The 26,329-nt window shown below is 38.1% G+C and carries 29 protein-coding genes; 22 read left to right on the top strand and 7 right to left on the bottom strand.

The window, feature by feature from the left end:
* Positions 1-2: 2 nt before the first annotated feature.
* Genes T432_RS0104225 through T432_RS0104210 form a run of 4 tightly spaced genes read left to right on the top strand, consistent with a single transcriptional unit; the run spans position 3 to position 2,429 of the window.
* Positions 3-770: an ABC transporter ATP-binding protein gene (locus T432_RS0104225; RefSeq protein WP_014110732.1), complete on the top strand. Its 768-nt coding sequence runs from the start codon at positions 3-5 to the stop codon at positions 768-770.
* A gap of 3 nt (positions 771-773) precedes the next feature.
* Entirely contained in the window at positions 774-1,601 is an 828-nt protein-coding gene (locus tag T432_RS0104220) for a sulfite exporter TauE/SafE family protein (RefSeq protein WP_028884311.1), read from the top strand.
* A gap of 18 nt (positions 1,602-1,619) precedes the next feature.
* A complete protein-coding gene (locus tag T432_RS0104215; RefSeq protein ID WP_028884310.1) occupies positions 1,620-2,003 on the top strand; it encodes an MliC family protein in 384 nt (127 codons plus the stop codon).
* 6 nt (positions 2,004-2,009) lie between these two features.
* A complete protein-coding gene (locus tag T432_RS0104210; RefSeq protein WP_015551791.1) occupies positions 2,010-2,429 on the top strand; it encodes a hypothetical protein in 420 nt (139 codons plus the stop codon).
* On the opposite strand, the gene ubiA is transcribed toward T432_RS0104210, so the two are convergent.
* Positions 2,389-3,336 (bottom strand): 4-hydroxybenzoate octaprenyltransferase, encoded by a 948-nt coding sequence (ubiA, locus tag T432_RS0104205; protein ID WP_028884309.1) that lies wholly within the window; start codon positions 3,334-3,336, stop codon positions 2,389-2,391. The two genes, T432_RS0104210 and ubiA, sit on opposite strands and share 41 nt — an antisense overlap.
* Before the next feature lie 61 nt (positions 3,337-3,397).
* On the opposite strand from ubiA, the gene T432_RS0104200 reads away from it, so the two are divergent.
* Together T432_RS0104200 and aspS are read left to right on the top strand one after the other, a co-directional pair.
* The gene (locus T432_RS0104200; RefSeq protein ID WP_028884308.1) at positions 3,398-4,690 is read left to right on the top strand and encodes a putative Na+/H+ antiporter; all 1,293 of its coding nucleotides are present in this window, start codon (positions 3,398-3,400) and stop codon (positions 4,688-4,690) included.
* A gap of 14 nt (positions 4,691-4,704) precedes the next feature.
* On the top strand, positions 4,705-6,501 hold the full coding sequence (aspS, locus tag T432_RS0104195) for an aspartate--tRNA ligase (protein ID WP_028884307.1): 1,797 nt from the start codon (positions 4,705-4,707) through the stop codon (positions 6,499-6,501).
* 43 nt (positions 6,502-6,544) lie between these two features.
* Here the strand turns inward: aspS and T432_RS0104190 are convergent, their stop codons facing one another.
* On the bottom strand, positions 6,545-6,976 hold the full coding sequence (locus T432_RS0104190) for a hypothetical protein (RefSeq protein ID WP_028884306.1): 432 nt from the start codon (positions 6,974-6,976) through the stop codon (positions 6,545-6,547).
* A gap of 126 nt (positions 6,977-7,102) precedes the next feature.
* Between T432_RS0104190 and T432_RS0104185 the strand changes: the two genes are divergently transcribed.
* The 15 genes from T432_RS0104185 to T432_RS0104115 all read left to right on the top strand — a co-directional run bounded on the left by T432_RS0104185 (position 7,103) and on the right by T432_RS0104115 (position 19,464).
* The gene (locus T432_RS0104185; protein WP_028884305.1) at positions 7,103-7,738 is read left to right on the top strand and encodes a site-2 protease family protein; all 636 of its coding nucleotides are present in this window, start codon (positions 7,103-7,105) and stop codon (positions 7,736-7,738) included.
* Between the two features lie 3 nt (positions 7,739-7,741).
* Complete coding sequence (gene waaC / locus T432_RS0104180) at positions 7,742-8,695, top strand: lipopolysaccharide heptosyltransferase I (RefSeq protein WP_014110741.1); 954 nt, start codon at positions 7,742-7,744, stop codon at positions 8,693-8,695.
* A 3-nt stretch (positions 8,696-8,698) separates the two neighbouring features.
* Positions 8,699-9,997 carry a 3-deoxy-D-manno-octulosonic acid transferase gene (locus T432_RS0104175; protein ID WP_028884304.1) on the top strand — a complete coding sequence of 433 codons (1,299 nt, stop codon included), beginning with the start codon at positions 8,699-8,701 and terminating at the stop codon, positions 9,995-9,997.
* 7 nt (positions 9,998-10,004) lie between these two features.
* Positions 10,005-10,880 carry a biotin--[acetyl-CoA-carboxylase] ligase gene (locus T432_RS0104170; protein ID WP_028884303.1) on the top strand — a complete coding sequence of 292 codons (876 nt, stop codon included), beginning with the start codon at positions 10,005-10,007 and terminating at the stop codon, positions 10,878-10,880.
* Positions 10,881-11,759, top strand: coding sequence for a type III pantothenate kinase (locus T432_RS0104165; RefSeq protein WP_028884302.1), 879 nt, complete (start codon positions 10,881-10,883; stop codon positions 11,757-11,759). It begins immediately after the preceding gene.
* 5 nt (positions 11,760-11,764) lie between these two features.
* Positions 11,765-11,956, top strand: coding sequence for a hypothetical protein (locus T432_RS0104160; RefSeq protein WP_028884301.1), 192 nt, complete (start codon positions 11,765-11,767; stop codon positions 11,954-11,956).
* Positions 11,928-12,572, top strand: coding sequence for an alpha/beta hydrolase (locus T432_RS0104155; protein ID WP_044971116.1), 645 nt, complete (start codon positions 11,928-11,930; stop codon positions 12,570-12,572). The genes T432_RS0104160 and T432_RS0104155 overlap by 29 nt, the downstream gene beginning before the upstream one ends.
* 9 nt (positions 12,573-12,581) lie before the next feature.
* A complete protein-coding gene (locus tag T432_RS0104150) occupies positions 12,582-13,874 on the top strand; it encodes a D-alanyl-D-alanine carboxypeptidase family protein (protein ID WP_028884299.1) in 1,293 nt (430 codons plus the stop codon).
* A gap of 28 nt (positions 13,875-13,902) precedes the next feature.
* A complete protein-coding gene (locus T432_RS0104145; RefSeq protein ID WP_028884298.1) occupies positions 13,903-14,781 on the top strand; it encodes an aminotransferase class IV in 879 nt (292 codons plus the stop codon).
* A complete protein-coding gene (locus tag T432_RS0104140; RefSeq protein ID WP_015551805.1) occupies positions 14,778-15,077 on the top strand; it encodes a YbeD family protein in 300 nt (99 codons plus the stop codon). The genes T432_RS0104145 and T432_RS0104140 overlap by 4 nt, the downstream gene beginning before the upstream one ends.
* Entirely contained in the window at positions 15,077-15,730 is a 654-nt protein-coding gene (gene lipB, locus T432_RS0104135; protein ID WP_014110750.1) for a lipoyl(octanoyl) transferase LipB, read from the top strand. The genes T432_RS0104140 and lipB overlap by 1 nt, the downstream gene beginning before the upstream one ends.
* A 67-nt stretch (positions 15,731-15,797) precedes the next feature.
* Entirely contained in the window at positions 15,798-16,181 is a 384-nt protein-coding gene (locus tag T432_RS0104130; protein ID WP_014110751.1) for an outer membrane protein assembly factor BamE, read from the top strand.
* 47 nt (positions 16,182-16,228) lie between these two features.
* Positions 16,229-16,750, top strand: coding sequence for a hypothetical protein (locus T432_RS0104125; RefSeq protein WP_028884297.1), 522 nt, complete (start codon positions 16,229-16,231; stop codon positions 16,748-16,750).
* A gap of 212 nt (positions 16,751-16,962) precedes the next feature.
* Positions 16,963-17,949 (top strand): lipoyl synthase, encoded by a 987-nt coding sequence (lipA, locus tag T432_RS0104120; RefSeq protein WP_028884296.1) that lies wholly within the window; start codon positions 16,963-16,965, stop codon positions 17,947-17,949.
* The gene (locus T432_RS0104115; RefSeq protein WP_028884295.1) at positions 17,950-19,464 is read left to right on the top strand and encodes a GDP-mannose 4,6-dehydratase; all 1,515 of its coding nucleotides are present in this window, start codon (positions 17,950-17,952) and stop codon (positions 19,462-19,464) included.
* On the opposite strand, the gene T432_RS0104110 is transcribed toward T432_RS0104115, so the two are convergent.
* The 4 genes from T432_RS0104110 to rpoH are packed head-to-tail and all read right to left on the bottom strand — an operon-like array spanning position 19,457 to position 23,956.
* Positions 19,457-20,818: an MFS transporter gene (locus T432_RS0104110; RefSeq protein WP_014110755.1), complete on the bottom strand. Its 1,362-nt coding sequence runs from the start codon at positions 20,816-20,818 to the stop codon at positions 19,457-19,459. The genes T432_RS0104115 and T432_RS0104110 overlap by 8 nt on opposite strands.
* 1 nt (position 20,819) lies before the next feature.
* The gene (gene glmU / locus T432_RS0104105) at positions 20,820-22,202 is read right to left on the bottom strand and encodes a bifunctional UDP-N-acetylglucosamine diphosphorylase/glucosamine-1-phosphate N-acetyltransferase GlmU (RefSeq protein ID WP_028884294.1); all 1,383 of its coding nucleotides are present in this window, start codon (positions 22,200-22,202) and stop codon (positions 20,820-20,822) included.
* Between the two features lie 11 nt (positions 22,203-22,213).
* Complete coding sequence (locus T432_RS0104100) at positions 22,214-23,044, bottom strand: NUDIX hydrolase (RefSeq protein ID WP_028884293.1); 831 nt, start codon at positions 23,042-23,044, stop codon at positions 22,214-22,216.
* A 33-nt stretch (positions 23,045-23,077) separates the two neighbouring features.
* Positions 23,078-23,956 carry an RNA polymerase sigma factor RpoH gene (rpoH, locus tag T432_RS0104095; RefSeq protein WP_014110758.1) on the bottom strand — a complete coding sequence of 293 codons (879 nt, stop codon included), beginning with the start codon at positions 23,954-23,956 and terminating at the stop codon, positions 23,078-23,080.
* Positions 23,957-24,107: 151 nt separating this feature from the next.
* Between rpoH and T432_RS0104090 the strand changes: the two genes are divergently transcribed.
* Positions 24,108-24,977, top strand: a complete 870-nt coding sequence (locus T432_RS0104090; protein WP_028884292.1) for an LpxL/LpxP family acyltransferase — start codon at positions 24,108-24,110, stop codon at positions 24,975-24,977.
* Here the strand turns inward: T432_RS0104090 and dbpA are convergent.
* Entirely contained in the window at positions 24,940-26,313 is a 1,374-nt protein-coding gene (gene dbpA / locus T432_RS0104085) for an ATP-dependent RNA helicase DbpA (RefSeq protein ID WP_028884291.1), read from the bottom strand. The genes T432_RS0104090 and dbpA overlap by 38 nt on opposite strands.
* Between the last annotated feature and the right edge of the window lie 16 nt (positions 26,314-26,329).

Genomic DNA, 26,329 nt, shown 5'->3' with positions numbered 1-26,329 from the left:
TTATGTATAAATTAGACGTACAAGATATTCATAAATCATACGGCAATAATGAAGTATTAAAAGGCGTATCGCTCCAAGCTAAGGCAGGAGATGTTATAGCTATTATTGGATCTTCAGGTTCTGGTAAAAGTACATTTTTAAGGTGCATAAATTTTTTAGAATACCCTGACTCTGGAACAATTACTCTAATGGGTGAATCTCTTGGTATGCAAAAAGATTCTAAGGGTAAGACTCGTGTTACGGATGCTGGTCAGCTTCAAAGATTTAGAACTAAACTTGCGATGGTGTTCCAACACTTTAATCTTTGGGCACATATGAATGTTTTGGATAATGTGACTGAAGCCCCTGTCCATGTGCTTGGATTAAGCAAGACGGAAGCTGTAGAAAGAGCTCGTAAATATTTACAAAAGGTGGGCTTGCCAGAAGACGTAGAGAAAAAATATCCATCTCAATTATCAGGCGGTCAGCAGCAGCGCGTAGCTATTGCACGAGCACTTGCGATGGAGCCTGAAGTTATGTTGTTTGATGAACCAACATCGGCCCTAGATCCTGAATTGGTTGGTGAGGTGCTTAAGGTTATGCAACAGCTAGCCGAAGAGGGCCGTACTATGATTGTGGTTACCCATGAGATGGGCTTTGCCAGAAACATTGCCACACAAGTGCTATTTTTGCATAAGGGTTTGGTAGAGGAAGCTGGTACACCAGATGAGGTATTTAATAATACTAAGAGCCCACGTCTTCAACAATTCTTATCGGGTAATCTTAAATAATTGATGTCCGTTTTATCAATTTTTATATTACTTCTTCTAGGGAGTTTTGGTGGCCTAATGGCGGGACTCCTAGGAGTGGGTGGGGGCATGGTTCTTGTCCCCTTTTTAACTTCTCTGTTCACCACTTTTGAATTTCTTCCTCAGCAGTATGTAGTGCACATATCCATTGCAACAGCTATGGCTACGATTATGTTTACGTCTTTATCAAGCATGCGTGCTCATCATAGGCGTGGGGGCGTGAGATGGGATATTTTCATTAAATTCGTGCCAGGGATTTTAATAGGTGGATTACTCTCAGGCGGTGTGATTTTTAAGATGATTGATATTGGATGGCTTGCTTTAGTTTTTGCTATTTTTGTGAGCTATTCTGCAATCAATATGTTTAGAAAGAAGTCTGAGGACTCTGTTACGCGAGAATTGCCAAACACTATATTTATTGCCTTAGTGGGTGTGGGTATTGGTTTGGTTTCAGGCATTGTTGGAGCGGGTGGCGGCTTTTTGACAGTACCGTTTCTCGTTTGGTGTAGTGTGCCCATGCGTAATGCTGTGGGTACTTCTGCAGCCTGTGGTTTCCCTATTGCTGTCTCAAATGTAATAGGGTATATATATGGAGGCATGGGTGAAATCGGTGTGCAGGATGGTCTGATTGGTTTTGTGTATTGGCCTGCCTTGCTAGCATTGATTTCAATGAGTGTTATTTTTGCTCCTATTGGGGCACGATTAGCACATTCATTGCCAGTTAATACTTTACGTAAAGTATTTGCTGTTTTATTATTTTTTCTTGCCTTTTTAATGCTTAAGCGCTCGTTGCTTGAGTTTGGGTTTATATGATTTTTATAAGGAAGTTATATGAAAAATTTAAAATTTGCTTTAGTTACAATTGCTTTGACTGCGGGATGTGCATCTCAAGCTACAACAGAGAAAACTATGAAAGAAGTTCAAATGACACCAACAGAAGAGCTTCAAAAATATATCTATCTATGTGAAAATAGTAAAACAATGCAAGTGATTTACGTAAACACAGATAAGCAATCATATGCTCTTATTACAGAGATGAACGAAATTATTCCTCTTGTAAATGTTCCAAGTGGATCAGGTGCTATTTATGAGGCTATGGGCACAAATTACGATTATCAATTGCTTACTAAGGGCGAGGAAGCTTCTCTTCAGTCAGGTAACAAAGCAATCCTTAAAGATTGTAAAATCTCAAATAAAGTTAAACTTTACAAGTAGGAAATCATGAGAGTTAACCGTCACGGTCCTGTCCAACACGTTTTAAATTTTATTTTTTTATATTTATTACTGTGTGTGATGGTTACCTTGGTCTTTGCGTTAACTCTCCTTTTTAAAAATAATTTTGATATCTCTTTTAATAACTTTATAAGAATTACAGCTTATACCCTGGGCTATATCGCTCCTGTAATGTCCGTTCCGGCTTTCTTAGTTTCTGTAGGATCCTTCTTTTTGCTTGAAAAAGGTGTGAGCAAAAAAGAGCTTATGGTTTGGAGTGCGATTGGGGGCGTACTAATAGCCGCATATGTACATTTGGGTGCATTCCTGCCAGGTCTTTGGTGGCTAGCAGGAATTGTAATGGGAGTGTTCTTTTATTTAGCTTTGATTAGATTGTCGCAAAATCGACCATCACCCCAAGACATATAGCTAAAAGCAACAATACATTAACAAAAATATTATCCTTGAATAGTTGAAAATTGCCCGAAGCGTCGTCTATTTTGAATCTTTGAATTTGGCCATAAAGCATAGCTGCAACTACAAATATAATTACGAAATATGCCCAATTCATATACAACAAGTATCCAGCTAAGGTCCAACAAAAGATAGAAAAAATAAAGAATCCGCTAATCCAAATTTTACCCTTATCGCCAAATAATCTAGCTGTTGATTTAAGACCTAACTTAGCATCAAACTCAATATCGCAATATGCATAAAATGTGTCATATGCTAAATGCCACGAAACAACACCTAAATACATTAAGAACGCCCCTAGTGGCAATGAATTTGTGACCTCTGACCATGCCATAAGCATGCCCCAGTTAAATGATATCCCTAAAATAATCTGAGGCCAAAAAGTGAATCTTTTCCCTAGAGGATATATGATTACAAGAGGTACAAGTGCAAAGGCTAAAAGGATAGAGAATTTATTTAAAAATATTAGTAATAAGCAAGCAATAAGCATTTGTGCAATAAAAAACAATACAGCTTGCTTTAGGGAAATCTGTCCTGAGGTCAAAGGGCGAAATCTAGTTCGCTCTACATGTTTATCAAAATTTCTATCCCAAATATCGTTTATTGTGCATCCTGCACTTCTAAGCAAAAAGGTGCCTACTATAAATATAAGTGTGTTTTTTAAACTTGGTAAGCCATGTGTAGCTTGAACAAGTGCCATATAAGTAGTGATCACAGCGAACCAAGTGCCTGCTGGTCTATCGATTCGTGCTAATCTTGCATATGGGACCCATGATTTAGGCAAATATTTTGAGACCCAATCATCAATGAATATATCGCTTAAATCAGTATTCTTGAAGTTGTTATTTGAAGTTCCGTCCATTTAATTTTGGTAAAATCAGAAATTACTTTATTTTAAGCATATTCTTTGACAGGAGTGTATTTTGGCTAGCACTATAGAAGTAATTGCCACCATATTATTTGCTATAGCTATTATTCATACTTTTTCGGTTCCTTTCTTCGCGAAGCTTGCCCATAAAGGTGGACCACACGCTGGAATTTGGCACTTGTTTGCAGAAGTAGAAGCTGTATTTGGTATTTGGGCGACAGTATTAATTGTATTGATGATTGTTACAGATGGATTCCATGAGTCCATAGCCTATCTTGAATCTCGTAACTTTACTGAACCACTTTTTGTATTTGTTATTATGGTAGTGGCCGCTAGTAGGCCTATCGTTGTTCTTGTTAGAAATATTGTTAAATTTCTTGCTGAGTATCTTCCTGTCAGAACTGAAGTTGCAAGCTTTTTTATTACTCTTAGTCTAGTTCCTCTTTCAGGTTCCCTTATTACTGAGCCAGCTGCTATGACATTAGCGGCTTTTATGCTTAAAGAAGGTTTTTTTGCTCGTACAGGGAACACACGTTTTAAATATTTAGTAATTGGTACCTTATTCGTAAATATCTCTATAGGTGGTGTTCTTACGGCATATGCTGCTCCACCTGTGCTTATGGTAGCTGGATCTTTCGGTTGGGATACTAGCTTTATGCTTACTCATTTCGGATGGAAAGCTGTAATTGCTATCTTAATTAATACTAGTATCATTACATTCATCGCAAAAAAAGATATCATTCTTAACTCATCCTCAAGCATCAAAAATCATTATAGACACAGAATTTTAGATAAGGAAAAACCACTTCCAGAAATCCCTATTCCTGTGACTATTATTCATGTATTTTTCTTAGTTGCTGTAGTTTTAGCCTCTCACCATATAGTTGTTTTTATTGGTTTGCTGCTTTTGTTTATAGGTTTTTGTGATGCTTATAGTCGTTATCAAAGACCTTTGCTAATTCGTGAAGGTCTAATGGTTGGATTCTTCTTGGCAGGGCTAATTATTTTGGGTGGTTTACAAAAATGGTGGTTACAAGATGTGTTATCTGCATTGAGTCCATCTGAATTGTTCTGGGGTACAACATTCCTGACTGCTTTAACAGATAATGCAGCCTTAACTTACTTAGGTTCTCTAGTGGATGGCACTTCTGACCTTTGGAGATATATGTTGGTTGCGGGTGCTGTGACTGGTGGTGGTTTGACTGTTATCGCTAATGCACCAAACCCAGCAGGCTTCTCTATATTAAGGCATCATTTCCCTAATAATGCCATCTCTCCTCAATATTTACTTCTAGCGGCTCTAGTACCTACACTTATAGCCGCTGGGATGTTCTTACTCCCATTTTAAATGGAGCGTTTTTTATGACTCGTACTTGCTATGTCGGCAAAGTAAATACTGATTATTTAAATAAGACTGTAACTTTATACGGTTGGTGTCATCGTCGTCGTGATCATGGCGGCGTTATTTTCTTAGACTTGCGTGATCGTGAGGGTTTGGCTCAAATCGTTTTTGACCCCGATAATCAAGAGGCTTTTAAAATTGCGGAAACTATCCGTAATGAATACTGTATTAGGGTGACTGGTCTAGTTAGAAATCGCCCTGAAGGCACTGTGAATAAAGATCTTTATTCTGGTGAAATTGAAGTGTTGTGTAATGAAGTAGAAATTCTTAATGCTTCTGTCACTCCTCCTTTTCAATTAGATGATGAAAATCTATCTGAAACTATTCGTCTAACTCATAGAATTATAGATTTGCGTCGTCCTGTTATGCAAAATAATATGATGCTTCGTTATAGAGTGGCTATCGAATCTAGAAAATATTTAGATGAACTTGGATTTATAGATATTGAGACACCGATGCTCACACGCTCTACACCTGAGGGTGCACGTGATTATTTAGTGCCTTCTAGAGTGCATGATGGGCAGTTTTATGCATTGCCACAATCACCTCAATTATTTAAGCAAATGCTTATGGTTGCAGGATATGACAGATATTATCAAATCACTAAGTGTTTCCGTGATGAAGACTTACGCGCGGACCGTCAACCTGAATTTACTCAAATAGACTGCGAAACTTCTTTCCTTAATGAACAGGAAATTAGAGATATATTTGAAGGTATGATGCGTCATGTTTTTAAAGCGGTAAAAGGCATTGAGCTTGCAGACCCATTTCCAGTTATGAGTTGGTCAGAAGCCATGGGAAGATATGGATCTGATAAACCAGATCTTCGTATTTCCCTAGAATTTACCGAACTAACAGAACTGATGAAGAATGTTGAGTTTAAGGTGTTTCAATCAGCAGCCAATATGGAGGGCGGCAGAGTTGTTGCTATGAGAGTACCAGGAGGTGCTACTCTAAGCCGCAAAGAGATTGATGATTACACTCAATTTGTTGGAATTTATGGAGCTAAAGGTTTAGCTTACATTAAGGTAAACTCTGTGTCTTCTGGTCGTGAAGGGCTTCAATCCCCGATAGTAAAAAATATTGATGACTCTACTTTAAATGAGATTCTTACTAGAACTGGAGCCCAAGACGGCGACTTAATTTTCTTTGGTGCGGATAAAGCCAAAATCGTAAATGATTCTATGGGGGCATTAAGGGTTAAGTTGGGTCTTAGCGATTTTGCTAAACAACATGGGCTTTTCAAAGCTGGTTGGCAGCCTTTATGGGTAGTTGATTTTCCTATGTTTGAATACGACGAAGAAGAAGGCCGTTACACAGCTGCTCATCATCCATTTACTAGTCCAAAAGATGGTCATGAGGATTTGCTTGAATCTGACCCATCTAAAGCTTATGCAAAAGCTTACGATATGGTTCTAAATGGCTGGGAAGTTGGAGGTGGATCTGTACGTATCCATAAAGAAGAAGTGCAAAGTAAAGTTTTTAGAGCACTAAAAATAGGGCCTGAAGAAGCTAGAGAAAAATTTGGATTCTTGTTGGATGCTCTTCAATATGGAGCTCCTCCTCACGGTGGTTTGGCTTTTGGACTTGATAGATTGGTAACCTTGATGGCTGGAGCAGAATCAATCAGAGATGTTATTGCATTCCCTAAAACTCAAAGAGCACAAGACCTACTTGTTCAAGCTCCTTCTCCTGTAGATGAAAAGCAATTAAGGGAACTGCATATAAAATTAAGAAATCCTGTAGTGACTCAGTAATCTTTGTTATGAATAAAAGGGGCCTCTTAAGGTCCCTTTTTTATTAATATTGGATAATGTCGTATCCTCTTTTCTCCATGCATTGGTCCATGATGGTTTTTCTATGACTTTGAATATTCTGATCATGTTGAAGAGCCGTATATATTCCTGCAAATAAACCAGCTACAGCTCCAAATATAGACCATAAGTCACTATTGTAGTTTGATCTTATGAAAAAACTTTTCATATCTCTATCAACTACAGCCCCAGTAACAGCACCAGCGAATACAGCTGGAACCACTAGTAATGCACCAGGAGCTCTCGGGCTAGCGCCACTATTCATAGCCTGCTGAACTAGTGCCTCGCACTCTCCCATATGCTGCTCAAGTAATGCAGCATCTAAACCTTTAGGATCTATTAGAGGTCTGTATTGTTGACATGCAAAAGCAAATACAACAAAAAATAAAGCTAAAGTATGTTTTAATTGAGTAGTCATGATTTGAAACCGTTAGAAATATGAGCACTATTTATGATAAACAATTTTCACGGATTTTCAAGCCAAAATTGATATGTCTTTAAAATTAATAGGTTTTTTTGCCATTGTAATAATGATTTAATAATTATGGACCAGATTTTATACATAATTAGCGTATTTGCTGTACCAATTCTATTTGCTATTACCCTACATGAAGCTGCTCACGGTTATGTGGCTAATTACTTTGGGGATAAGACTGCTTATATGTTAGGCAGAGTAAGTTTAAATCCAGTTAAACATATAGATCCAATAGGTACCGTAATATTGCCAGGGTTATTAGCTGCTTTAGGTGCTCCTATATTTGGTTGGGCCAAGCCTGTTCCAGTTAGATTTGGGGCTTTAAGAGATCCAAAAAAACATATGGTTTATGTGGCAGCAGCTGGTCCGATTGCAAACTTAATTATGGCTTTTTTGTGGGTCCTATGGTTTAAAATTCAAATTTCATTTGGCTTAAATTCTGGCGTTTTAAGAGATATGGCTATTGCTGGAGTTCAAATTAACTTGGTGCTTATGATTTTTAACTTAATTCCTATACCTCCTTTAGATGGTGGGAGAGTTTTAGTAGGTCTACTGCCTGATAGATTATCTTATAACATAGCAAAAATCGAACCTTATGGAATGTATATAGTATTATTATTGGTTATGGTTGGTGCATTTGGGTTTATATTGCCACCTATAATAAATCCACTTTTACGATTTTTGTTTTCCATTGTTGGTCTTTAGTTTATGACTAAAAAAATATTGATAGTTCGCTCTTCTTCACTAGGTGATATAGTTCACTTATTGCCAGCGATATCAGATATTCAAAAACACGTTAAAGATTTCACCATGGATTGGGTGGTTGAAGAGGCTTTTAGTGAAATACCTCTTTGGCATCCAGCCGTTAATGACATTATTGAAATAGCTCATAGAAGATGGCGTAAAGATTGGTTTGGATCGCGTTCTCGATCGGAGAGAAAAAAATTTATCAATAAACTTCAATCGACTAAGTATGACTTCATACTTGATATGCAGTCTCTCTTAAAATCTGCTTGGGTAGTATGGCTTGCTAAAGGTACTAAACACGGGTTGAATTGGAAGTCTGCGAAAGAGTCACCAGCATCATTGTTCTATAACATTAAACATAACATTGAGTATTGGCAAACTGCTGTCACTCGTCAAAGAATTCTTGCATCTAAAGTCTTTGGATATGAATTTGAGGGTGAGCCTGACTTTGGCCTTCAAGCTTTCACAAATAATGTTCAAGTTCAAAATTTTGCTGCTATTATGCCCTCAGCTTCAACAGATGAGAAACTTTGGGATGAATCTGCCTGGCATGCGGTTTTTAATCGATTAAATGAATATGGAATACCGATAAGGGTATTTTCAGGTAGTGTAAGAGAGACTGAAAGAGCTAGAGAATTAGTTAAAGATTTGCCAGATGCTGAGGTATTGCCACGTATGAATTTAACGGATGTAGCAAATACACTGGCCTCAAGTAAGGTAATGGTGGGTCTTGATAGCGGACTTACACATCTATCAGCGGCACTTGGTCGACCTACCATTGGAATTTATACATGTACCTCTCCAATACGAACTCCCGTAGTTGGATCTGGATACACAGCTAGTTTGGGTGATGTTGGTGTTCCACCTAGTCAAGCTATGGTTTTAAGCAAACTGGATGAAGCTCTAGGGAAGTAAGCTATGAGCAGGATGATATACAACGGTTTGTTAAGAATGTTTAAACCACTTATTTTTTCTTATATAAAAAACAAAAAGAAAAAGCGTGGTAGCGATTTTGACATGCATCATCCTGAGAGGTTTGGTCTATACTCTACCTCCAAACCTAGAATCTATGCACCAGTATGGGTTCATGCAGTTAGTTTAGGGGAAACTAGAGCCTGTCAGCCTTTAGTAAGATTACTACTCGATAATGGCTTCCCTGTCTTACTTACGCATATGACTGATACTGGTAGAGCACAAGGTGCAAAATTATTTTCTGAGGACATAGCAAAGGGAAGTTTGGTTCAAGCCTGGATACCATATGATTTTCCAGAGGCTGTAGGGGGATTTTTTGGACACTGGAAGCCAAGATGTGGAATCTTGATAGAAAGGGAGGTCTGGCCTAATTTAGTTCACTATGCCAGTCAATTGAATATACCGATGGTATTAGTTAGTGCTAGATTTTCTGAAAAATCATCTAAATTAGTTAACTCTCTTGGCGGCGTTTTAAAAAATAGTTATAAGTCCTTAAAGCTTATACTTTCTCAGAGCTTTTTAGATAATCAGCATTTTGAAAGCATTGGTATAAATTCTCAAGTAACGGGAAATTTAAAATTTGATTTAAAAATTCCTCACGATCAAATAGATCTTGGTAAGCAAAAAAAAGTTTTATTAAAACGTCCTGTAGTTGTTATTGCGAGCACACGTGACGGTGAAGAACAAATGTTTATCAAAGACATAGTTCAGCTAAAAAAAGATAAACAAAATGAACAATTGCCGCTATATATTATTATTCCGAGACATCCTGAGAGATTTGCTGAGGTTGAACACCTCTTGAAAAAATCCCCTCTATCATTTAGTAGAAAGTCAGACAATCCATCTGAGCAAACTCTAAATGAAATTGACGTTCTGTTTGGCGACACGATGGGGGAATTATTCTATTACTATGGAATGGCTGATTGTTCAATAATTGCTGGAAGTTTTGGAGATTTTGGCGGTCAGAATCATATTGAAGCTTGTGCTGCTGGTGTACCAGTTATAGTTGGTCCTCATACACATAATTTTGAAAAATCTGTAAATGATGCAATTATTGAAGGAGTTGCACGCAGAGCTGAAAATACGCAACAAGCTTTGGTTTTAGCAAATTCTCTTATTTCACAACCTGAACAGTTAGAAATCATGGGGAAAACAGCAAAGCAGTGGCTTGCACTACATCAAGGCGTGAGTAAAAAAATCTTTAACTTAATTCTTCCTTATATTTCCGATCGTAAGAAGAACTGAGGTCTCGATGAGCACGAGCTTATTGCCAAATCCAGAAATAATAATTTCTGATTTAAAACTTGCTCTCAAAGAATTTAAAAGTATCGAATGGAAAGAGCAAGTAGATTCCACTAATAATATTCTGCTTAGAGAGGCTAAGTCTTCAAATTCTCAGCTTCTTCGACCAGCTTTGATAGGAGCTCATTATCAATCATCTGGCAAAGGCAGGCAAGGAAAAAAATGGTCTAATTTAAAGGGCAATACACTGATGTTTTCTTGTGCGTATGACGTGATATTGCCACCAGATAAGATAGCAACGCTTGCACCTTTAGCGGGGATTGTGGCTTGTGAAGCTTTAAGAAAATCTATAGGTGGGCCAGGGTCAAACCTTCTTACTATGAAATGGCCTAACGATATTTACTACAAGGAAGCAAAACTATCGGGTTTGTTGGTAGAAGTTACTCGTCCTAGCACTGGTAAAATAGATTTTAATCACAACGTCATAGTAGTGGGCATGGGCATGAACCTAAACCATGCTAAAGAGTTAAGTAAGCAACTTGATCGGCCGATTGCTGACTGGATTTCTGTTATCAGAGATCTTCATCTTGATGCAACACAAATCAGTCATTCTATATCAGACTTGGTGTCCTTAATAGCACGCTCATGGATGAATGCTTTAGATATTTATAAGTCTGAAGGATTTGCTCGATTTAAAAAGATTCATGAAGATATGGACGCTTTGAGAGGGCAATTCATAGATGTGTATCAAGAAGGAAAATATGTGCTTACTGGAGAGAGCCTTGGTTTAAATGAAGAGGCTCAGTTATTAGTTAGGCTTTCAAATGATCAGATCATACCTCTACTAAATGTTGACGTTTCTATTAAGAAATTAGGAACTAGTTAGATGGATAAAATTTGCATATTAATCGATAGCGGAAATTCTCGTATTAAGGCGAGAGCTTTTTGGCTAAATCATCCTGAGGCTGAAAAGAATTTAGATAAAGCCATAATTAATGAGATCACTATTTACAATCAAGAATATGCTAAGTTAGTTGGCTTTGTCGAAAGAATTACAAGAGATGGAAATATAGCGAAAGTATATGGCGTTACCGTTGCCACAGAAAATATTCGCACAGATTTAGAGAATGTGTTTGGGTCTTTTGACTTAGAGAAATCTAAAGATTTTAATCAAAAAGAGCCAATTGTATGGCTTGAGTCGGAAGAGAAAGCATTTTCAATTAAAAACCTTTACGAAAATACTAAGCAACTAGGAGTAGATCGTTGGTTTGGTATTATTGGTGCACATTATCATTTAACACACCATTTGAAGGTCGATTCTAATGTAGCCCTTATTCATGTGAGTTTTGGGACGGCTACTACTGTTGATTGTATGCATAATGAGCAGCTGATTGGAGGGACAATATTGCCAGGGCTTCAGATGATGTTCGATAGTCTTTTTAGGGGAACGGCTCATCTGCCTAAAGTGGCTGTTAGTGCAAGTGATATTGTTAATTTTCCTTTAACCACTCATGCGGCTATACAAACAGGTGTTGTCTGTGCACAGGCTGGAGCTGTGTTTAGACAAATCCAAAAATTGTGGTTTCTTACCACTCAAGTTCCATATGTGTTTATTAGTGGTGGGGCTAAAGAAACTATCGTCGACGAAATTAAATCTATTTGTTCGCATTGGTCCACCGCTGCTGGCCTTGCACAAGTTGAATGCATCGAACTTGAAACTACAGTATTGGACGGGCTTCAATATTATGTTTCTAATAAGGGGTAAATATTATGGGTAAGATTTTATTGCTTATTGTTTTGAATGTATTAATGTTTATTTTTGGTATGGGATATTTTGGTTTCTCACCTAAAGATATCAGTTTCCAATCTAATCATACGCATGTTGAATTTAAACCTCTTCAAATTGAAATACTAAAAACTCAGCCTGTAGCAAATGAAAACACAAACACTACAAATTCCTAGTCCAACGGGCATTATTGATTGTGATATCGATTGGCCCTCAGAAATAAATCAAACCGATCTAACTGGATGGGCCTTATGTCTTCATCCGCATCCACTTCATGAAGGTTCTAAAACCAATAAAGTCACAACTACTCTTGCACGTGCTTGTTGTTCAAAGGGCATGGTTAGTTTTAGACCTAATTTTAGGGGTGTAGGAGATTCTGAAGGAAAGTTTGCGGATTCTGTTGGAGAAACGGAAGATATGAAGTTTTTAGTTGAATATATATTAAATCAATATCCTCAATTAAAAGATAAGCCTTGGGTGCTTGGTGGTTTTTCATTTGGTTCTGCAGTAGCAGCTCAACTATATCAAGAGATTAAGGACTCTGAAATTGAATTACCAAAATCATTAATACTGCTTGGGGTAGCTGTTTGGAAGTATGCAAAAAGGGAAATTGATTTGCCTAAAAAAACTTTGCTTGTACATGGCTATGATGATGAAATCATACCTTTTGATGAGGCTGTGGATTGGTTAAAAAATTATGAGTTACCCCTCGTTACCATTCCAGATTGTGGACATTTTTTTCACGGTAAACTTATAATTGTTAAAAATTTGATTGATGATTTTTTAGGTTAACGAGGATTTATGGCTAGAAGAAAATCTCCAGTAAAACTTTTATTAATATTATTGATTCTTGTACTCGGGGTTTTTGCCATAACTACTTTTTTCGAAGGTAAATCTTCAAGTTCCGATGATTCAGATAGCAAGATTATTGCCACCCCAACTACTCCACTTAAATCTTCCATTAGAGATCACTCTGAAAGATCAAGCATAACTCCAACTAGTCCGTCAACTCCAGCATTGGCTGATATTGCTGGAATTCAGTCTCCTGAATTAAATGTGAAATCATGGCTTGTACTGGATATGGAAAGTGGTCAGATTATTGCTCAATTTAATCCTGATCTTAAAGTTGCACCAGCTTCTCTTACTAAGCTTATGACTTCTAGTTTAGTATTTGAAGCTCTTGAGGACAAACGATTAAATCTTGACCAAGAGGTCATCGTATCTGAAAAGGCATGGAAGACAGGTGGTTCTCGTATGTTCATTAACGTGAACGACAAAGTCACAATTTCTGAACTACTTCAAGGTATGGTAGTTCAATCGGGGAATGATGCATCTATTCAATTGGCTGAAGCCGTATCTGGAACCGTGGATACTTTTGTCACTGAGATGAATGAGAGTTTGCAGGCATTCCATATGCTTAATTCACATTTTGCAGATCCGACGGGATTGCCATCTCCAGATACATACACAACAGCTAGAGATCTATCTGTATTAGCTCAACACATAATAGTTGACTTCCCTCAGTACTATCATTACTTTAGTCAACCTGAATTTACTTACGGTAAGATTCGACAAACTAACACCAATGGTTTATTGGGAAAAATCGAAGGTCTTGATGGCTTAAAAACTGGTCATACTGACGAAGCTGGATACTGTCTTGTTACTTCAGTTAAAAGGGGTAATCGACGTATCCTTACAATATTAATGGGTGCGGAATCAATAAAGAAACGTGAGCAACTTAGTAAGCAACTTATAGACTGGGCATTTCAAAATTTCGTCAATGTTGAATATGCTAAAGCGAACGCACCATTTGTAGAGCATAAAATTCGTGACGCTAAAGGTGAAAAAGCTGTATTTCAATCTACTAAGCCAGTTGTGATTACGGTTCCTAGGGGTGAGGAAGCAAATATTCAAGTTTTATCTCAAATCAGCAGTGACCTAAAAGCACCATTAACCGCAGGACAAGCGTATTCTGAAGTTCAATTTGTTTTAAACGGTAAGTTTCTAAAAAATGAACAACTAGTTCTAGCTCATGATGTTGAAAGGGTCGGCTTCTTTAAGCGTTTACTAAATAGAGTAACTAGTATTTTTTAGTATTAATTTAAAAATAAGGGAAAGTAATATGAATATGCCTATGATACAAGGGGTTGATCGTGACTATCCAATCTATTTAAATGGAGAGATGGTTAATATCAGTGAAGCTAAGATTTCTGTTTTAGACAGGGGCTTTATTTTCGGTGATGGTATTTATGAAGTTGTTCCTGCATATAATCGCAAGCCTTTCCGCATGGAACATCACGTAGCAAGACTTATGAGAAGCTTGAAGAAAATCGGTTTAGATTCAGGAAAAGATGAGCAATTCTTTAAGGACTTATTTACAAAATTAATCCAAGAGTCACCATGGGACTATAACTTTATTTATCTGCAAGTGACTCGTGGAGTAGCTGCCCGCACACATGCATTTCCAAATCCACCAGTTCCAGCTACTATTTTTGCAATGAGTATGCCATTTAATCCTCCATCTCAAAAAGTACGTGAAGAAGGAATTGCTGTGGTTAGCTTTGATGATAAGCGTTGGCTTCATTGCGACATTAAATCTATTTCATTGTTGGGAAATGTTCTAGCAAACCAACATGCAGTTGATAGCGGAGTTTATGAAGTAATTCAATTCCGTGATGGTTTATTAACTGAAGGTTCTTGCTCTAACTTTTGGATTGTAAAAGACGGTAAATTTATGGGGCCTTTGAAAGATAATCTTAAACTTGAAGGAATTCGATTTGGCTTATTTGAAGAGCTTGCACAGAAAGCTGGTGTACCATTTGAACTTAAGAAAATTACTAAACAAGAGGTCTACGAAGCTGATGAAATCATGATTTCCTCTGCTTCTAAAGAGGTTACAGCTGTTACTACATTAGATGGCAAACCAGTAGGAGACGGCAAACCTGGTCCAATCTATAAGAAAATGCGTCAAGCACACGATGAAGTTTTAGCAGCTCTATGAGTTTAGAAAGTGATTTAGGTCTTCGGGAAATTCCTCCCGAAGAATCTTTGATTGAGTATCCTAGCGATTTTCCCATTAAAGTTATGGCTGAAGCGGGTGAAACTGTACTCGATGAATTATTAGAATTGGTTTTCGGTCACGATAAAACTTTTCAAAGAGAAACCGTTGAGATTAGACCAAGCTCTAAAGGGACGTATGTCGGATATACGTTTACGGTTAGGGCCGTATCAAGGGAGCAACTTGATAATATTTATAGAGATTTTCACGCCCATAAAAAAGTCAAAATGGTACTTTGATGCCTAATCTTGTTGAAACAAAGCTTGTTGTTAGAGAATTTGACTCGCCTCAGGATTACCTCAAAATCTTTAATGATATGAAATCATTTACGGAATCTCGTTCTGTGGATTCTGAAGATGAAATATGGTTTGTCGAGCATAACCCAGTCTATACCCTAGGTGTTGCAGGTGAATTAAAACATGTACTAAACCCACATCAAATTCCAGTAATAAGAACTAATAGAGGCGGACAAGTAACATATCATGGACCTGGTCAATTAGTTGTATACCCCCTTATTAATCTGCACAGAAAAAATCTTTTCGTTAAAGAATATGTCTCTCTTTTAGAAGAGAGTGTAATTCAAACGCTTTCTGAAATAGGTATTACAAATGCACAGAGAAATCCTGGAGCACCTGGCGTTTATATACCATCGGAAAATTCAAGCCTCTCTAAGATTGCGTCTTTAGGTATTAAAGTCTCTAGAGGCCATACATATCATGGATTAGCCTTAAATGTTGATATGGATCTATCACCTTTTTTAGGAATAAATCCCTGTGGATTTGAAAAATTAAAGGTAGTTGATGTGAAATCAATCCTAAATGTTGGCAATATTGATAAAATTAAGCAGATTTTATTGACTAAAATGAAGTTATTGCTTAAATTTGATTGCTAAAGCCAATTGTTACAAAATAAGTGTAATAATCGAATTTTATAATTTCCCAAATTTACTAGGACTATATATGAATAAATTAGCTTTACCTGTAATGCTTTCTCTTGGTCTAACTGCTTGCGGTACTATGACTGAAGTTTCTCAAGATGGCATGGCTAAATCTGAAATTAAATGGCCGGATGTAACTGAGTTTATTGCTGGTTCTACACCACCAAAACATGCTGTACGTGAAATCAAAACAGGTTTAAATAAACAAGATATTTATCAACTTGTAGGTGCTCCACACTTCTCTGAAGGTTTTAATGTTGCTGAATGGGATTACTTGTTCCATACAGAAGATAAAGGCGTTAAAAAGTCATGCCAATTTAAGATTCTATTTGATAGTAATAAGGTTGCTAGAAGCTTCTATTGGAGACAACCTGAGTGTGCTGGATATTTCGCACAAACTAAATAGTTTTTATTTTATACCCCGAAGGAATCGGGGTATTTTTTTGGGAGATTATGATGATTTTGGGTCTGTCTGGATTATTGGCTTTATTTTTTATTTTAGATATCTTTACTGCTTTAGTTTTAATATATGTACTTTTCAAAATTACTATACCTTTTTTAACTGGTAGTATTGGATTTCATACAACTGAAACAGTACTAATTGGGTTAGTTACTCTAATTGCTATAGTAATTGTGGGATGGATTCTTTTCAAAAGAATAACAGCTTTTGTAGCTAAAACTAGAAGCCCTAACACACCAACTATGGTAGTAAAAACTTTATGTACTGAATGGCTTGTAATCGCTATTACTTCTATTTTCTTTTACTTTTTAATATCCTCGTTTACTCGTGGATTTGGTGTGGGGCCAAGCGGATTTCTAGTTACCCTTCTTGAATTAGCATTTACTGCAATATTAGTTGTTCTTTGGATTTATTACTTTCAAACCTCACAAAATGTTTTAAAAGTATTTGGAGCAAATGCAGATCCAAGTCCTAAGAATTTGCTTAAAGTTTCTAAAGAACACATAGCTTTATAATTGCAAATCCTATATAGCCCGTATATTTTGAAAACCACTTTAAGTAATTAAACAACTCAAAGTGGTTTTATCAAAATTAAAATTTCAATCCTCTATTTCGCAGGTTATGAGAGTCGACTAATAAAATAGATAAAGGCTCTCGCCAATTTACAACTTAGTTATAATTTAGAATCTATAAAATAACGCAAAGTCCTTAAGATTGGCTATAACTAATGTCTATTCAAAATTCAGCTCCTGCAGATAAAGATCATTCGTACGACGCTACAAAAAAACAAAAGTCTTTCGATAAAACATCGAGAATTCCAATTAAAATAGTGCCTGCTGAAAAAATAAAAAAACCTGAGTGGATTCGTGTAAAAGTTGCCCCTACTAACTCAAAATTTTCAGAGATTAAGGGCATTCTTCGCGAAAATAAAATGGTTACCGTCTGCGAAGAAGCCTCTTGTCCTAATATAGGTGAATGTTTTGGACGTGGTACTGCTACATTTATGATTATGGGCGATAAGTGTACACGACGTTGCCCGTTTTGTGATGTCGGACATGGTCGTCCAGATCCCTTGGACATTAATGAACCAAAAAACCTTGCTAAATCAGTGGCTCGCATGGGTTTAAGATATGTGGTGATTACTTCTGTAGACCGTGATGATTTACGCGATGGCGGTGCTCAACATTATGTAGATTGCATAAGTGAAATCAGAGAGCAATCTCCTAAAACTCAGATAGAAGTGTTGGTTCCAGATTTCAGAGGTCGTTTAGAGAGAGCTTTAGATATATTTGCAAAAGCATTGCCAGATGTGATGAATCATAATTTAGAAACGGTGCCGCGTCTTTATAAACAATCTCGCCCAGGGGCCGATTATATGCACTCTTTAAAGCTTCTTAAAGATTTTAAAGCCATGTATCCAGGCGTCCCTACGAAATCTGGATTGATGGTAGGTTTAGGTGAAACAGATGAAGAAATTCTCCAAGTTATGAGAGATATGCGTGACCACGATATTGAGATGCTTACTATTGGGCAGTATTTGCAACCCTCGGATCACCATCTTCCTGTCCTAAGATATGTGACACCTAAAACTTTTGCTATGTTTGAAGAGGAGGCTAAGGCTATGGGATTCTCACATGCGGCCGTCGGTGCTTTGGTTCGCTCTTCATATCATGCTGATCAACAGGCTCATCAGGCGGGTTTGGAGTCCGTTTAAATGCGTGTTTTAGTTACGGGTGGTTGTGGCTTTATCGGCCATCACTTCGTGAAATTCGCACTCAACCATCCATCTAAGCAATATGAGTTTATTGAAAATATAGATAATCTCTCATATTCTGCGATTAATGATCCATTAGGTGATGAGTTTTTCCAAATGGATATATGCGAGCAAAAAACCATACTCAATCATTTGAGAACAAGAAGGATTGACACGGTGGTTCATTTTGCAGCCCATACGCACGTGGATAGATCCATTCAAGATGCGCGCCCTTTTTTGCAAAATAATGTGTACGGAACGCATGATTTATTGGACGTATGTAAGCAGCATATAGATGAAACTGGGCATAAACTTAGGTTCGTTTATATATCGACTGATGAAGTGTATGGTTCGCTAAACCCCATGGAAAAGCCGTCTCTTGAAACCGATGCAATCAAGCCTACAAATCCGTATTCCGCTTCTAAAGCTGCTGCTGAGCATTTTGTGCAAGCGTGGACGAAAACGTATTCATTGCCAGCTATTATTACGCGCTCCTGCAATAATTATGGCTCTGGACAGCATTGCGAAAAGCTAATTCCTAAAATAATAAATAATGCTTTGAATTGGAAGCCTATCCCTATATATGGCAATGGTCTCGCATCCCGCGAATGGCTTCATGTTCAAGATCATTGCGAAGCTATCCACGCTGTGCTCACTTCAGATATTGGATTTAGCGGCCAAATCTACAATATAACGAGTTCTGAATCCTTTACAAATATTGAAGTTGCTGACTTAATTTGCGAGCACATGGACCAGCTAGTTCCTCATAAAAATGGCTCTTATAAACAGCTTATCGAATTTGTGGACGATAGGCCTGGGCACGATATGCGGTATGCCATTAATTCGGATAAATTAAAGGCACAAACTGGTTGGACGGCGAAAAAATCGTTTCAAGACTCGATAGATGAATTAATTCAAAATGAAAGAGAAAGGGCAGAAGCATTGCCACATAAAGATCTTCCACAAGCCCGTCGCATAGAACACAAGTCGTTTCCAGATCAGCGAGGTAGCGTGAGTCCAAGATTTTTTTCATCTTACGATAAACAAGCGGGTGCTCACTTGGTCCAAGAGAATTTAACGCATTCATTCCAGGGAGTTATCAGAGGCTTACATTTTCAACGCAATAAACCTCAGGCGAAATTGATTGAGGTGCTAGATGGAGAAATTCTAGATGTTGTATTAGACATAAGACCGCATTCTCAATCATTTGGAAAATGCGAGTATTTTAATCTAAAGCAAGGTCAATCGATAATTGTGCCAGCTGGATATGCTCATGGATACTTAACTTTAAGCAGTGAGTCATATGTTATGTATAAGCTTTCTGAATTTTGGGATCCTCTTGATCAAAACACAATCTTATATAACGATAAGGATCTTGGTATAAACTGGACAAAATATATGATGCCCAATGAATTTATACTCTCCCAAAATGATATAGAGGGTTTGACTTGGTCGGAATTTCTAAAGACTATATAACTTGCGAATCTTGTTTTGTTATAAATCGGTAGAGATTGATTATTGCAGCAATTATCGCTGCCACGACACTAAGAATAATCCCATAATAAGCACCCTCTTCAGAATTTATGGAGAAGGAGGTTGCAACTAAAGCTCCGCCAACACACTGTCCGAAGATCCTTGATGTAGCTTGCATGCCGCCCGCCGCACTTGCTCGATTTTGAGGTGCCGCTAAAAGCAAAGTCTTACCATTTGGGGTTTGTAAAAAGCCAAATCCAAGCCCTGAAATAAATAGTGCTAAAGCATACATATATTTCGCACTATCAGTTGGCAATAATGCGAACATAATCAAGCCACCAGTTAAAATCAAACTTCCTATACCAGCAAGCAATGCCGCAGGAAATCTTGCGCTTAATTTAGCCGATATTGGTCCCATAATAAATCCTGCCACTGGCCATGAACTAAATATTAGCCCCACAGTCTTAGTGTTGTATCCTAAAACATGTTCAAAATAAAACGGTGTTGCAACCATGCTTGCAGTTGAAGATATAAATGCAAAAGCCGAAACTAATGCAGCATCTCTAAAGGAAACTATCTTAAGCAAATCTACAGGCACCATTGGATGCTCCTGTGCCAATGAATGCTTATAAAGCGTAATCACACTTGCGAGTGAAACTACCAACAAAATTACACCTAATAAAGTATTGCTATATATGATATCAAGACCAGCTACTAGGCTTCCAAAAGTTATGGCATTGAGTAGGGCACTTTTATAATCGATAGCTTTTTTAACCCGAGGGAGACGAGGAAGAAAACGAGACAACAACAATCCTAGAATAATGATTGGAATGGAAAATCCATAAATCCAATGCCAGTCGGATATGCCGATAATAAAAGCACCTAAAGACGGAGCAATTAGTGCGCACGCACCGATAACCATGCCATTAAAGGCGATGCCCATAGCAACTCTTTCTTTAGGATATATGTTTCGCAAAAGCCCACCAGTCAAGGACATAAGTATGGCCGCCCCAAATCCTTGAATAATGCGTGTACAAATAAGCATGGTTAGAGATTGTGAAAGCAAACTTCCGAAAGCTCCAATCCCGAAAACAACAAGCCCTACACGCAAAAGTCTCTTAAACCCAAATCTATCGGCAAGCGAACTGAAAGTAAATAAAGCGGAAATTAGGACGATATTGTATGCATTAATTACCCAGATGGATTCTTGCTGAGTTACACCGAAATCGCGTTGAATTGTAGGGAGGGCAATGTTTGTGATAATGCCGTCAATTACGCAGACTGCAATTACAGAGAATAGGCAAAATACGGCCCAATAGAGTTGTGGCTTTGGAAGACCATCATGTTTAGAGTCCATTTTATACCTCTTTTTTCTTCGTCGGTCGAGACCAACCAGATATGTGTTCTTGAGATTTTTTATTTAATACCAGTTGCTCAGCAGGCACATCCTTCATGACAGTTGTACCAGCCGCTACAGTTGCCCCTCTACCAATAGTGACAGGTGCAATAAGCTGCGTATCAGATCCAATAAATGCCTCGTCTTCAATGAAAGTTTGGAATTTATTTGCGCCATCATAATTGCAAGTAATCGTGCCCGCACCTACATTTACACGTTGGCCAATTGTTGCATCACCTAAATAACTTAGATGATTGGCCTTGCTATATGCCCCTAAAGTCGTCTTTTTAAGCTCAACAAAATTGCCTACATGACTGTGCTCTTCCAGAACTGCACCAGGTCTTAATCTAGCGTATGGTCCAATTATCGCATCATTTGCGACAATAGCTCCTTCGATATGTGAGTATGGCTCAATGCGCGTATTCGCTCCAATCTTCGCATTTTTTAGGTGGCAATACGCACCTATACGCACCCCTTTCCCTAATTCCACCTCACCTTCGAATATACATCCAACATCAATAAAAACATCGCTCTCAGCCTTCACCCGCCCACGCACAATAAATCGCTCAGGGTCGGCAATGCTCACGCCTTCCTCAAGCAGTGCTATTGCTTGATTCTTCTGATACTGAGTCTCTAGCTCAGCCAATTGTACGCGGCTATTTACCCCGGCCGTTTCATATTTATGCTCAGCCTGCGTCGCTGTGATGGCAATGCTATCGCGATTCGCAAATTTGATAATATCCGTCAGATAGTACTCGCCCTGTGCATTCTCATTTTTAATCTCAGAGAGCCAATTTTTTAATAGAGCAGTGGGTGCACAAATTATTCCCGTATTCACTTCCTTGATTTTTAATTCATCAGGGGCCGCATCCTTTTGCTCAACAATCGAATCAACCAATCCCGATGAATTCCTAATAATCCGCCCATAGCCTGTCGGGTCATCCAAATACTCAGTTAAAAGGCCAACACCATTTCCCGAAATATCAATTAGCCGTGCCAGTGTATCAGCAGAAATCAAAGGCACATCACCGTACAAAATTAGCGTTTTATTATCCTCATCGCTTGACGCATTCAAAAAAGGCACAGCTTGCAAAACCGCATGACCTGTGCCTTGTGGAGGATCTTGAAGAGCAAAATTTAGCCCTTCCATTTCAGAACACGATTGTTTTACTTTTTCCGCTTCATGACCTATAACTACGGTTGTTGTATCCGCTTGCAAAGCCGATGCAGTATCTAGAACATGCATAAGCATAGGTTTGCCTGCAATGTTATGTAAAACCTTGGGTAAATCAGATTTCATTCGCTTACCCTTACCTGCGGCCAAAATTACAACATTTAGTGTCATACTTCTCTCATCTATATCTGTTTGGCAATGCGCTCGATACTATCCAGCAAAACTATGCTCGCCTCAAGTGTCACTTCTTCATTGCTAATTTTTTCTATTATTTCATCAATTGAAAAAGCTTCGATTTTCGTAACTTCTCCATCTTGATTCTCTAAATTTGTTCCCTCTGGAATTAAATAGTCGGCATTAAATACTTCCTCTATCTGATATCCCTCATCCAAAGGTCTATACATTGTTTGTATATAACGCAGAGGGATAATTAAAGGTGGTTTCTTTAAATCCAATCCAGCCTCTTCAATAGACTCTCTCTCTAAAGCCGTCTCTAGCGATTCATTTGCTGAAACTAAGCCCCCAACAAGAGTGTCCCATTTATTTGGGTCAGTCGCTTTGTTAGGTGCTCGCAAAGAAAGATAGATTTTTTTCTCCTGAGTCCATGCATTAACATGAACGGCCTTAGTCGTAATGCCAAGCTCTCGAACTACAGCTCTCTCAACATGTGCGAATTCAGTTTCCGAGTCCCAAATAGTTATTTGCTCGTTTCTCCAATGCTTTGCATGCCCTTTATTTCTTAAATATTGGGCAAGCTGATTGAAATATTGACATTTATAGGCAAAAAACAATTCTGGGTCAGCAAGACCTAATAACTCTTTTTGCATATCGATATTAAAAGTGCCTGAAGCAAACTTTACATAGGCAAAGCCAATTAGGTCGTCTCTTACATTTGGATGCACAACGCCAATTTTTCGACCGTTAAAAAATAAATCGTGCGAGCCATCAACTGGTGGACGACTAGCACGATTATTAAGAGATTCTTTTAATTCTGATAAATCGGGAAGGTGCACAGTGTGAGGAAATAAGGTTACAAAACCTTAAAATTATACATAATCCTCAAGGTGGGCACGCATCTTTTTAATAGCAGCATTTTCGATTTGACGAATTCTCTCAGCTGAAACATTGTATTGAGCGGCAAGGTCATGCAAAGTGGGTTTATCTTCGCTTAACCAACGGCTCTCAATGATATGACGAGACCTATCATCAAGCTTCTCTAATGCAGCTTTAAGCCCATGATCTTCAAGCTTATCTTGTTCTTGAGCAAGAATTACATTTTCAGGTTCGTAAGCCTCATCGTCCGCTAAATATTGAATAGGGCTATAGTCGTCATCATCCTCCATAAGAGTGTCCAAAGCAATGTCATGACCTGACATGCGCTTTTCCATTTCTACAACATCTTCTGGACGGACATTAAGTTTTTTGGCAATGCCCTCGATATCATCGTTATCCAATGATCGACCCTCAGGACGCAGACTATTCAAGTTAAAGAAAAGTTTCCTTTGAGCTTTAGTAGTTGCAATTTTTACTAGTCGCCAATTGCGGATTACGAACTCGTGGATTTCAGCTTTAATCCAATGCAAAGCAAAGGTAACTAAGCGAACTCCTCTAGAAATATCAAATCTTTTTACGGCTTTCATAAGCCCGATATTTCCCTCTTGAATCAAATCTGCATGAGATAAACCATATCCTAGATATTGACGTGCAACAGACACAACTAAACGCAAGTGTGAAAGCACCAAAGCTTGAGCCGCTTTGATATCACCCTTATCTTGTAGACGCTCAGCAAACTCTTTTTCTTGCTCAGCTGTTAACATAGGAATACGGTTAACTTCTTGGATATACTGTTCAATCGTCCCCAATGCACTCGGATGGATAAGGTCCATCGATTTGTGCGGTTGTAAGGCAAATGATTGATTTGTCATATATTTTCCTAAATATTTTTACTTTCGATGGGTTAATTTTAGCACTCTTGAGGTGAGAGTGCTAATTTTTAATATCCTTTTTGTGCCCATATTTTCGGAAATTGTTTCATGAGGTTTTAAAATAAGCCCACACTAGGATATTCATAGACTTATGCTCTTAAAAATAATTCAATTTTGGGGATCATTGCCACTTACCTTTTTGCAAAAAATGGGTCGATTTCTAGGCTTTCTCATCTATAAGATCTCATATAAGAAATACGGGGCAAGAATAGACGACCATGCATCTACCGCAGGTTATGTAAGTAGAGAGTTTCATAATGAGGCGGCTAGGGAAATTGGTGCCATGTTTGGAGAGATGCCCTATATCTGGTTTAATTTCGAGAAAGCATTCAAAAGACTCACTTTAAAAAGTCCAGATGTTCTAGAAAAACTAAAACAAAATCCTAATCAAAGTTATTTATTCATTTGCCTTCATATGGGGTGTTTTGAGGTTGTTTCTAGATTTCTTTCCTTACATTTTCCTATGGTCGTAATGTATAGGCCAGCGAAGAAGAAATTTTTCGAACCAGTTTTATCTAAAGTTAGAGAAACAGAGAACATAAAAGCTGTCCCAGCAAATTTTTCAGGTGTGAGGGAATTTATCAAGGCACTGCGTAGCGGAAAATCAGTAGGATTATTGCCAGATCAAGTGCCAGCGACATCTGACGGTGTGTGGGTAAAATTTTTTGGGAGAGATGCATATACGATAACATTGCCAGGGAAACTAGTTTCTCAAACAAAGGCAATACCTATTTTGATTTATGCAATACGTAAAGACGTAGGTCAGGGGTGGGATTTATATATGAAGGAAGGGCCTAAGTTAGATGGTCTCCCCGCAGAACAACAGGCTCAATTAATAAATAATGAGTTAGAAGAGGCTATCAGAAAAGCCCCTACACAGTATTTATGGAGCTATAACAGATTCCGTGAGCCGCCCTTTGCCCCTAATCCATCAAACGCATCATCCAAGAGCGATTCTTGATCGGAATTTCACGCAGCCTTTGAAGAATATCTTCGGCCTGATCACGTCTAACGGCCACAAAACTCACAAAATCAGCGACATGAATTTTGCCTATCTCCTCAAAAGGAATCTGCAAATGTTGAGTCATGGCCCCAATAATATCTGCTTTGCGAAGCTTGTCCTTTTTCCCGCCCTTAATAGAAATAGTTCGCATAGTGGCAATAAGCTCGCGTTTTCTCGTGTTTTTAGGAACATCACGCCATTCGGACTTAAGCGGTATTTGAGTATTTATGCGTTCAAATCGATAAAGCTCCTCTTCTGTGACAAGATTTAATGCAAGCCCTCTCATATCGCTTCGTCCCGTGCGGCCTATCCTATGTATATGTGTCGCAACATTAGGTGTAAGTTCCACATTTAAGACAGCACTCAAACCATCGATATCAAGTCCGCGAGCAGCTACGTCTGTGGCTACTAAAACAGAAATCGATTGATTGCTAAATTGAAGCAAAACGTCCTCTCGTTCACGTTTTTCCATCTCGCCATGTAAAAATTTTGCAGAAATATTTTGCTGATTTAAATATGCACAAAATCTCTCACACTCAGCCCTAGTATTGCAAAATGCCAAAGTAGATGTAGGCTGAAAATGCTTTAGTATCTGCACACAATGTGCATACCTTTCAGATGAAGTCGTCTTAAAAAAAAGATGATTTAAATTTGTGGAGACCTTCTCTTCATCTGATAATTCGATATGAACTGGATTTCGCTGAAACCCTTCGCTCATTTTCATAATATGCTCTGGCAATGTTGCCGAGAACAACAAAATCTGTTTTCTTAAGGGTGTCGCTTTTGATATCTCTCCGATGTCTTCTAAAAAACCCATATCCAGCATGCGATCACATTCATCAAGTACGAATACTTTGACTTTAGATAAGTCAAGATCCCCGCGCTGAATTAAATCGAGAATTCGCCCAGGAGTCCCCACAATAATATGGGCTCCATGTTTTAGAGACTCTATTTGCGGTCTTAGGGCAGAACCACCGCATAGAGTTAATACTTTGATATTGTTTAATGCCCTAGCAAGTTTTCGGATTTCATCTGCAACTTGATCTGCAAGTTCTCTTGTTGGTGTTAGAACTAAACCCTGGCAAGCAAAAAATGCGGGATTAATTTTTTGCATAATTCCAAGACCAAAGGCAAGCGTTTTTCCGCTTCCAGTTTTAGCTTGAACTCGCACATCTTTACCCTCCAAAATATCAGGTAGGCTTTGAGCCTGAACTGGTCGCATTTTAGAGAAACCGAGAGAATTGAGATTAGAGATTTGGCTCTCAGATAAGGGGAGTTCGGAGAAGTTTTGCATGGCATAATTATACAAT

The sequence above is a fragment of the Taylorella asinigenitalis ATCC 700933 genome (assembly GCF_000687755.1).
Taxonomy (GTDB): Bacteria; Pseudomonadota; Gammaproteobacteria; order Burkholderiales; family Burkholderiaceae_B; genus Taylorella; species Taylorella asinigenitalis.
Note: the sequence above shows the minus strand (reverse complement) of the source record. Positions and strands in the feature narration are given on the sequence as shown.

Excerpts from the sequence above, each read along its gene's own strand:
- T432_RS0104145 (WP_028884298.1), top strand. The coding sequence starts at position 13,903 with ATGAATATGCCTATGATACAAGGGGTTGATCGTGACTATCCAATCTAT.
- T432_RS0104090 (WP_028884292.1), top strand. The coding sequence starts at position 24,108 with ATGCTCTTAAAAATAATTCAATTTTGGGGATCATTGCCACTTACCTTT.
- T432_RS0104125 (WP_028884297.1), top strand. The coding sequence starts at position 16,229 with ATGATGATTTTGGGTCTGTCTGGATTATTGGCTTTATTTTTTATTTTA.
- dbpA (WP_028884291.1), bottom strand. The coding sequence starts at position 26,313 with ATGCAAAACTTCTCCGAACTCCCCTTATCTGAGAGCCAAATCTCTAAT.
- T432_RS0104170 (WP_028884303.1), top strand. The coding sequence starts at position 10,005 with ATGAGCACGAGCTTATTGCCAAATCCAGAAATAATAATTTCTGATTTA.
- T432_RS0104150 (WP_028884299.1), top strand. The coding sequence starts at position 12,582 with ATGGCTAGAAGAAAATCTCCAGTAAAACTTTTATTAATATTATTGATT.
- T432_RS0104215 (WP_028884310.1), top strand. The coding sequence starts at position 1,620 with ATGAAAAATTTAAAATTTGCTTTAGTTACAATTGCTTTGACTGCGGGA.
- waaC (WP_014110741.1), top strand. The coding sequence starts at position 7,742 with ATGACTAAAAAAATATTGATAGTTCGCTCTTCTTCACTAGGTGATATA.
- T432_RS0104140 (WP_015551805.1), top strand. The coding sequence starts at position 14,778 with ATGAGTTTAGAAAGTGATTTAGGTCTTCGGGAAATTCCTCCCGAAGAA.
- glmU (WP_028884294.1), bottom strand. The coding sequence starts at position 22,202 with ATGACACTAAATGTTGTAATTTTGGCCGCAGGTAAGGGTAAGCGAATG.
- T432_RS0104190 (WP_028884306.1), bottom strand. The coding sequence starts at position 6,976 with ATGACTACTCAATTAAAACATACTTTAGCTTTATTTTTTGTTGTATTT.
- T432_RS0104110 (WP_014110755.1), bottom strand. The coding sequence starts at position 20,818 with ATGGACTCTAAACATGATGGTCTTCCAAAGCCACAACTCTATTGGGCC.
- rpoH (WP_014110758.1), bottom strand. The coding sequence starts at position 23,956 with ATGACAAATCAATCATTTGCCTTACAACCGCACAAATCGATGGACCTT.
- T432_RS0104225 (WP_014110732.1), top strand. The coding sequence starts at position 3 with ATGTATAAATTAGACGTACAAGATATTCATAAATCATACGGCAATAAT.
- lipB (WP_014110750.1), top strand. The coding sequence starts at position 15,077 with ATGCCTAATCTTGTTGAAACAAAGCTTGTTGTTAGAGAATTTGACTCG.
- lipA (WP_028884296.1), top strand. The coding sequence starts at position 16,963 with ATGTCTATTCAAAATTCAGCTCCTGCAGATAAAGATCATTCGTACGAC.
- T432_RS0104210 (WP_015551791.1), top strand. The coding sequence starts at position 2,010 with ATGAGAGTTAACCGTCACGGTCCTGTCCAACACGTTTTAAATTTTATT.
- T432_RS0104155 (WP_044971116.1), top strand. The coding sequence starts at position 11,928 with ATGAAAACACAAACACTACAAATTCCTAGTCCAACGGGCATTATTGAT.
- aspS (WP_028884307.1), top strand. The coding sequence starts at position 4,705 with ATGACTCGTACTTGCTATGTCGGCAAAGTAAATACTGATTATTTAAAT.
- ubiA (WP_028884309.1), bottom strand. The coding sequence starts at position 3,336 with ATGGACGGAACTTCAAATAACAACTTCAAGAATACTGATTTAAGCGAT.
- T432_RS0104115 (WP_028884295.1), top strand. The coding sequence starts at position 17,950 with ATGCGTGTTTTAGTTACGGGTGGTTGTGGCTTTATCGGCCATCACTTC.
- T432_RS0104165 (WP_028884302.1), top strand. The coding sequence starts at position 10,881 with ATGGATAAAATTTGCATATTAATCGATAGCGGAAATTCTCGTATTAAG.
- T432_RS0104160 (WP_028884301.1), top strand. The coding sequence starts at position 11,765 with ATGGGTAAGATTTTATTGCTTATTGTTTTGAATGTATTAATGTTTATT.
- T432_RS0104220 (WP_028884311.1), top strand. The coding sequence starts at position 774 with ATGTCCGTTTTATCAATTTTTATATTACTTCTTCTAGGGAGTTTTGGT.
- T432_RS0104185 (WP_028884305.1), top strand. The coding sequence starts at position 7,103 with ATGGACCAGATTTTATACATAATTAGCGTATTTGCTGTACCAATTCTA.
- T432_RS0104175 (WP_028884304.1), top strand. The coding sequence starts at position 8,699 with ATGAGCAGGATGATATACAACGGTTTGTTAAGAATGTTTAAACCACTT.
- T432_RS0104130 (WP_014110751.1), top strand. The coding sequence starts at position 15,798 with ATGAATAAATTAGCTTTACCTGTAATGCTTTCTCTTGGTCTAACTGCT.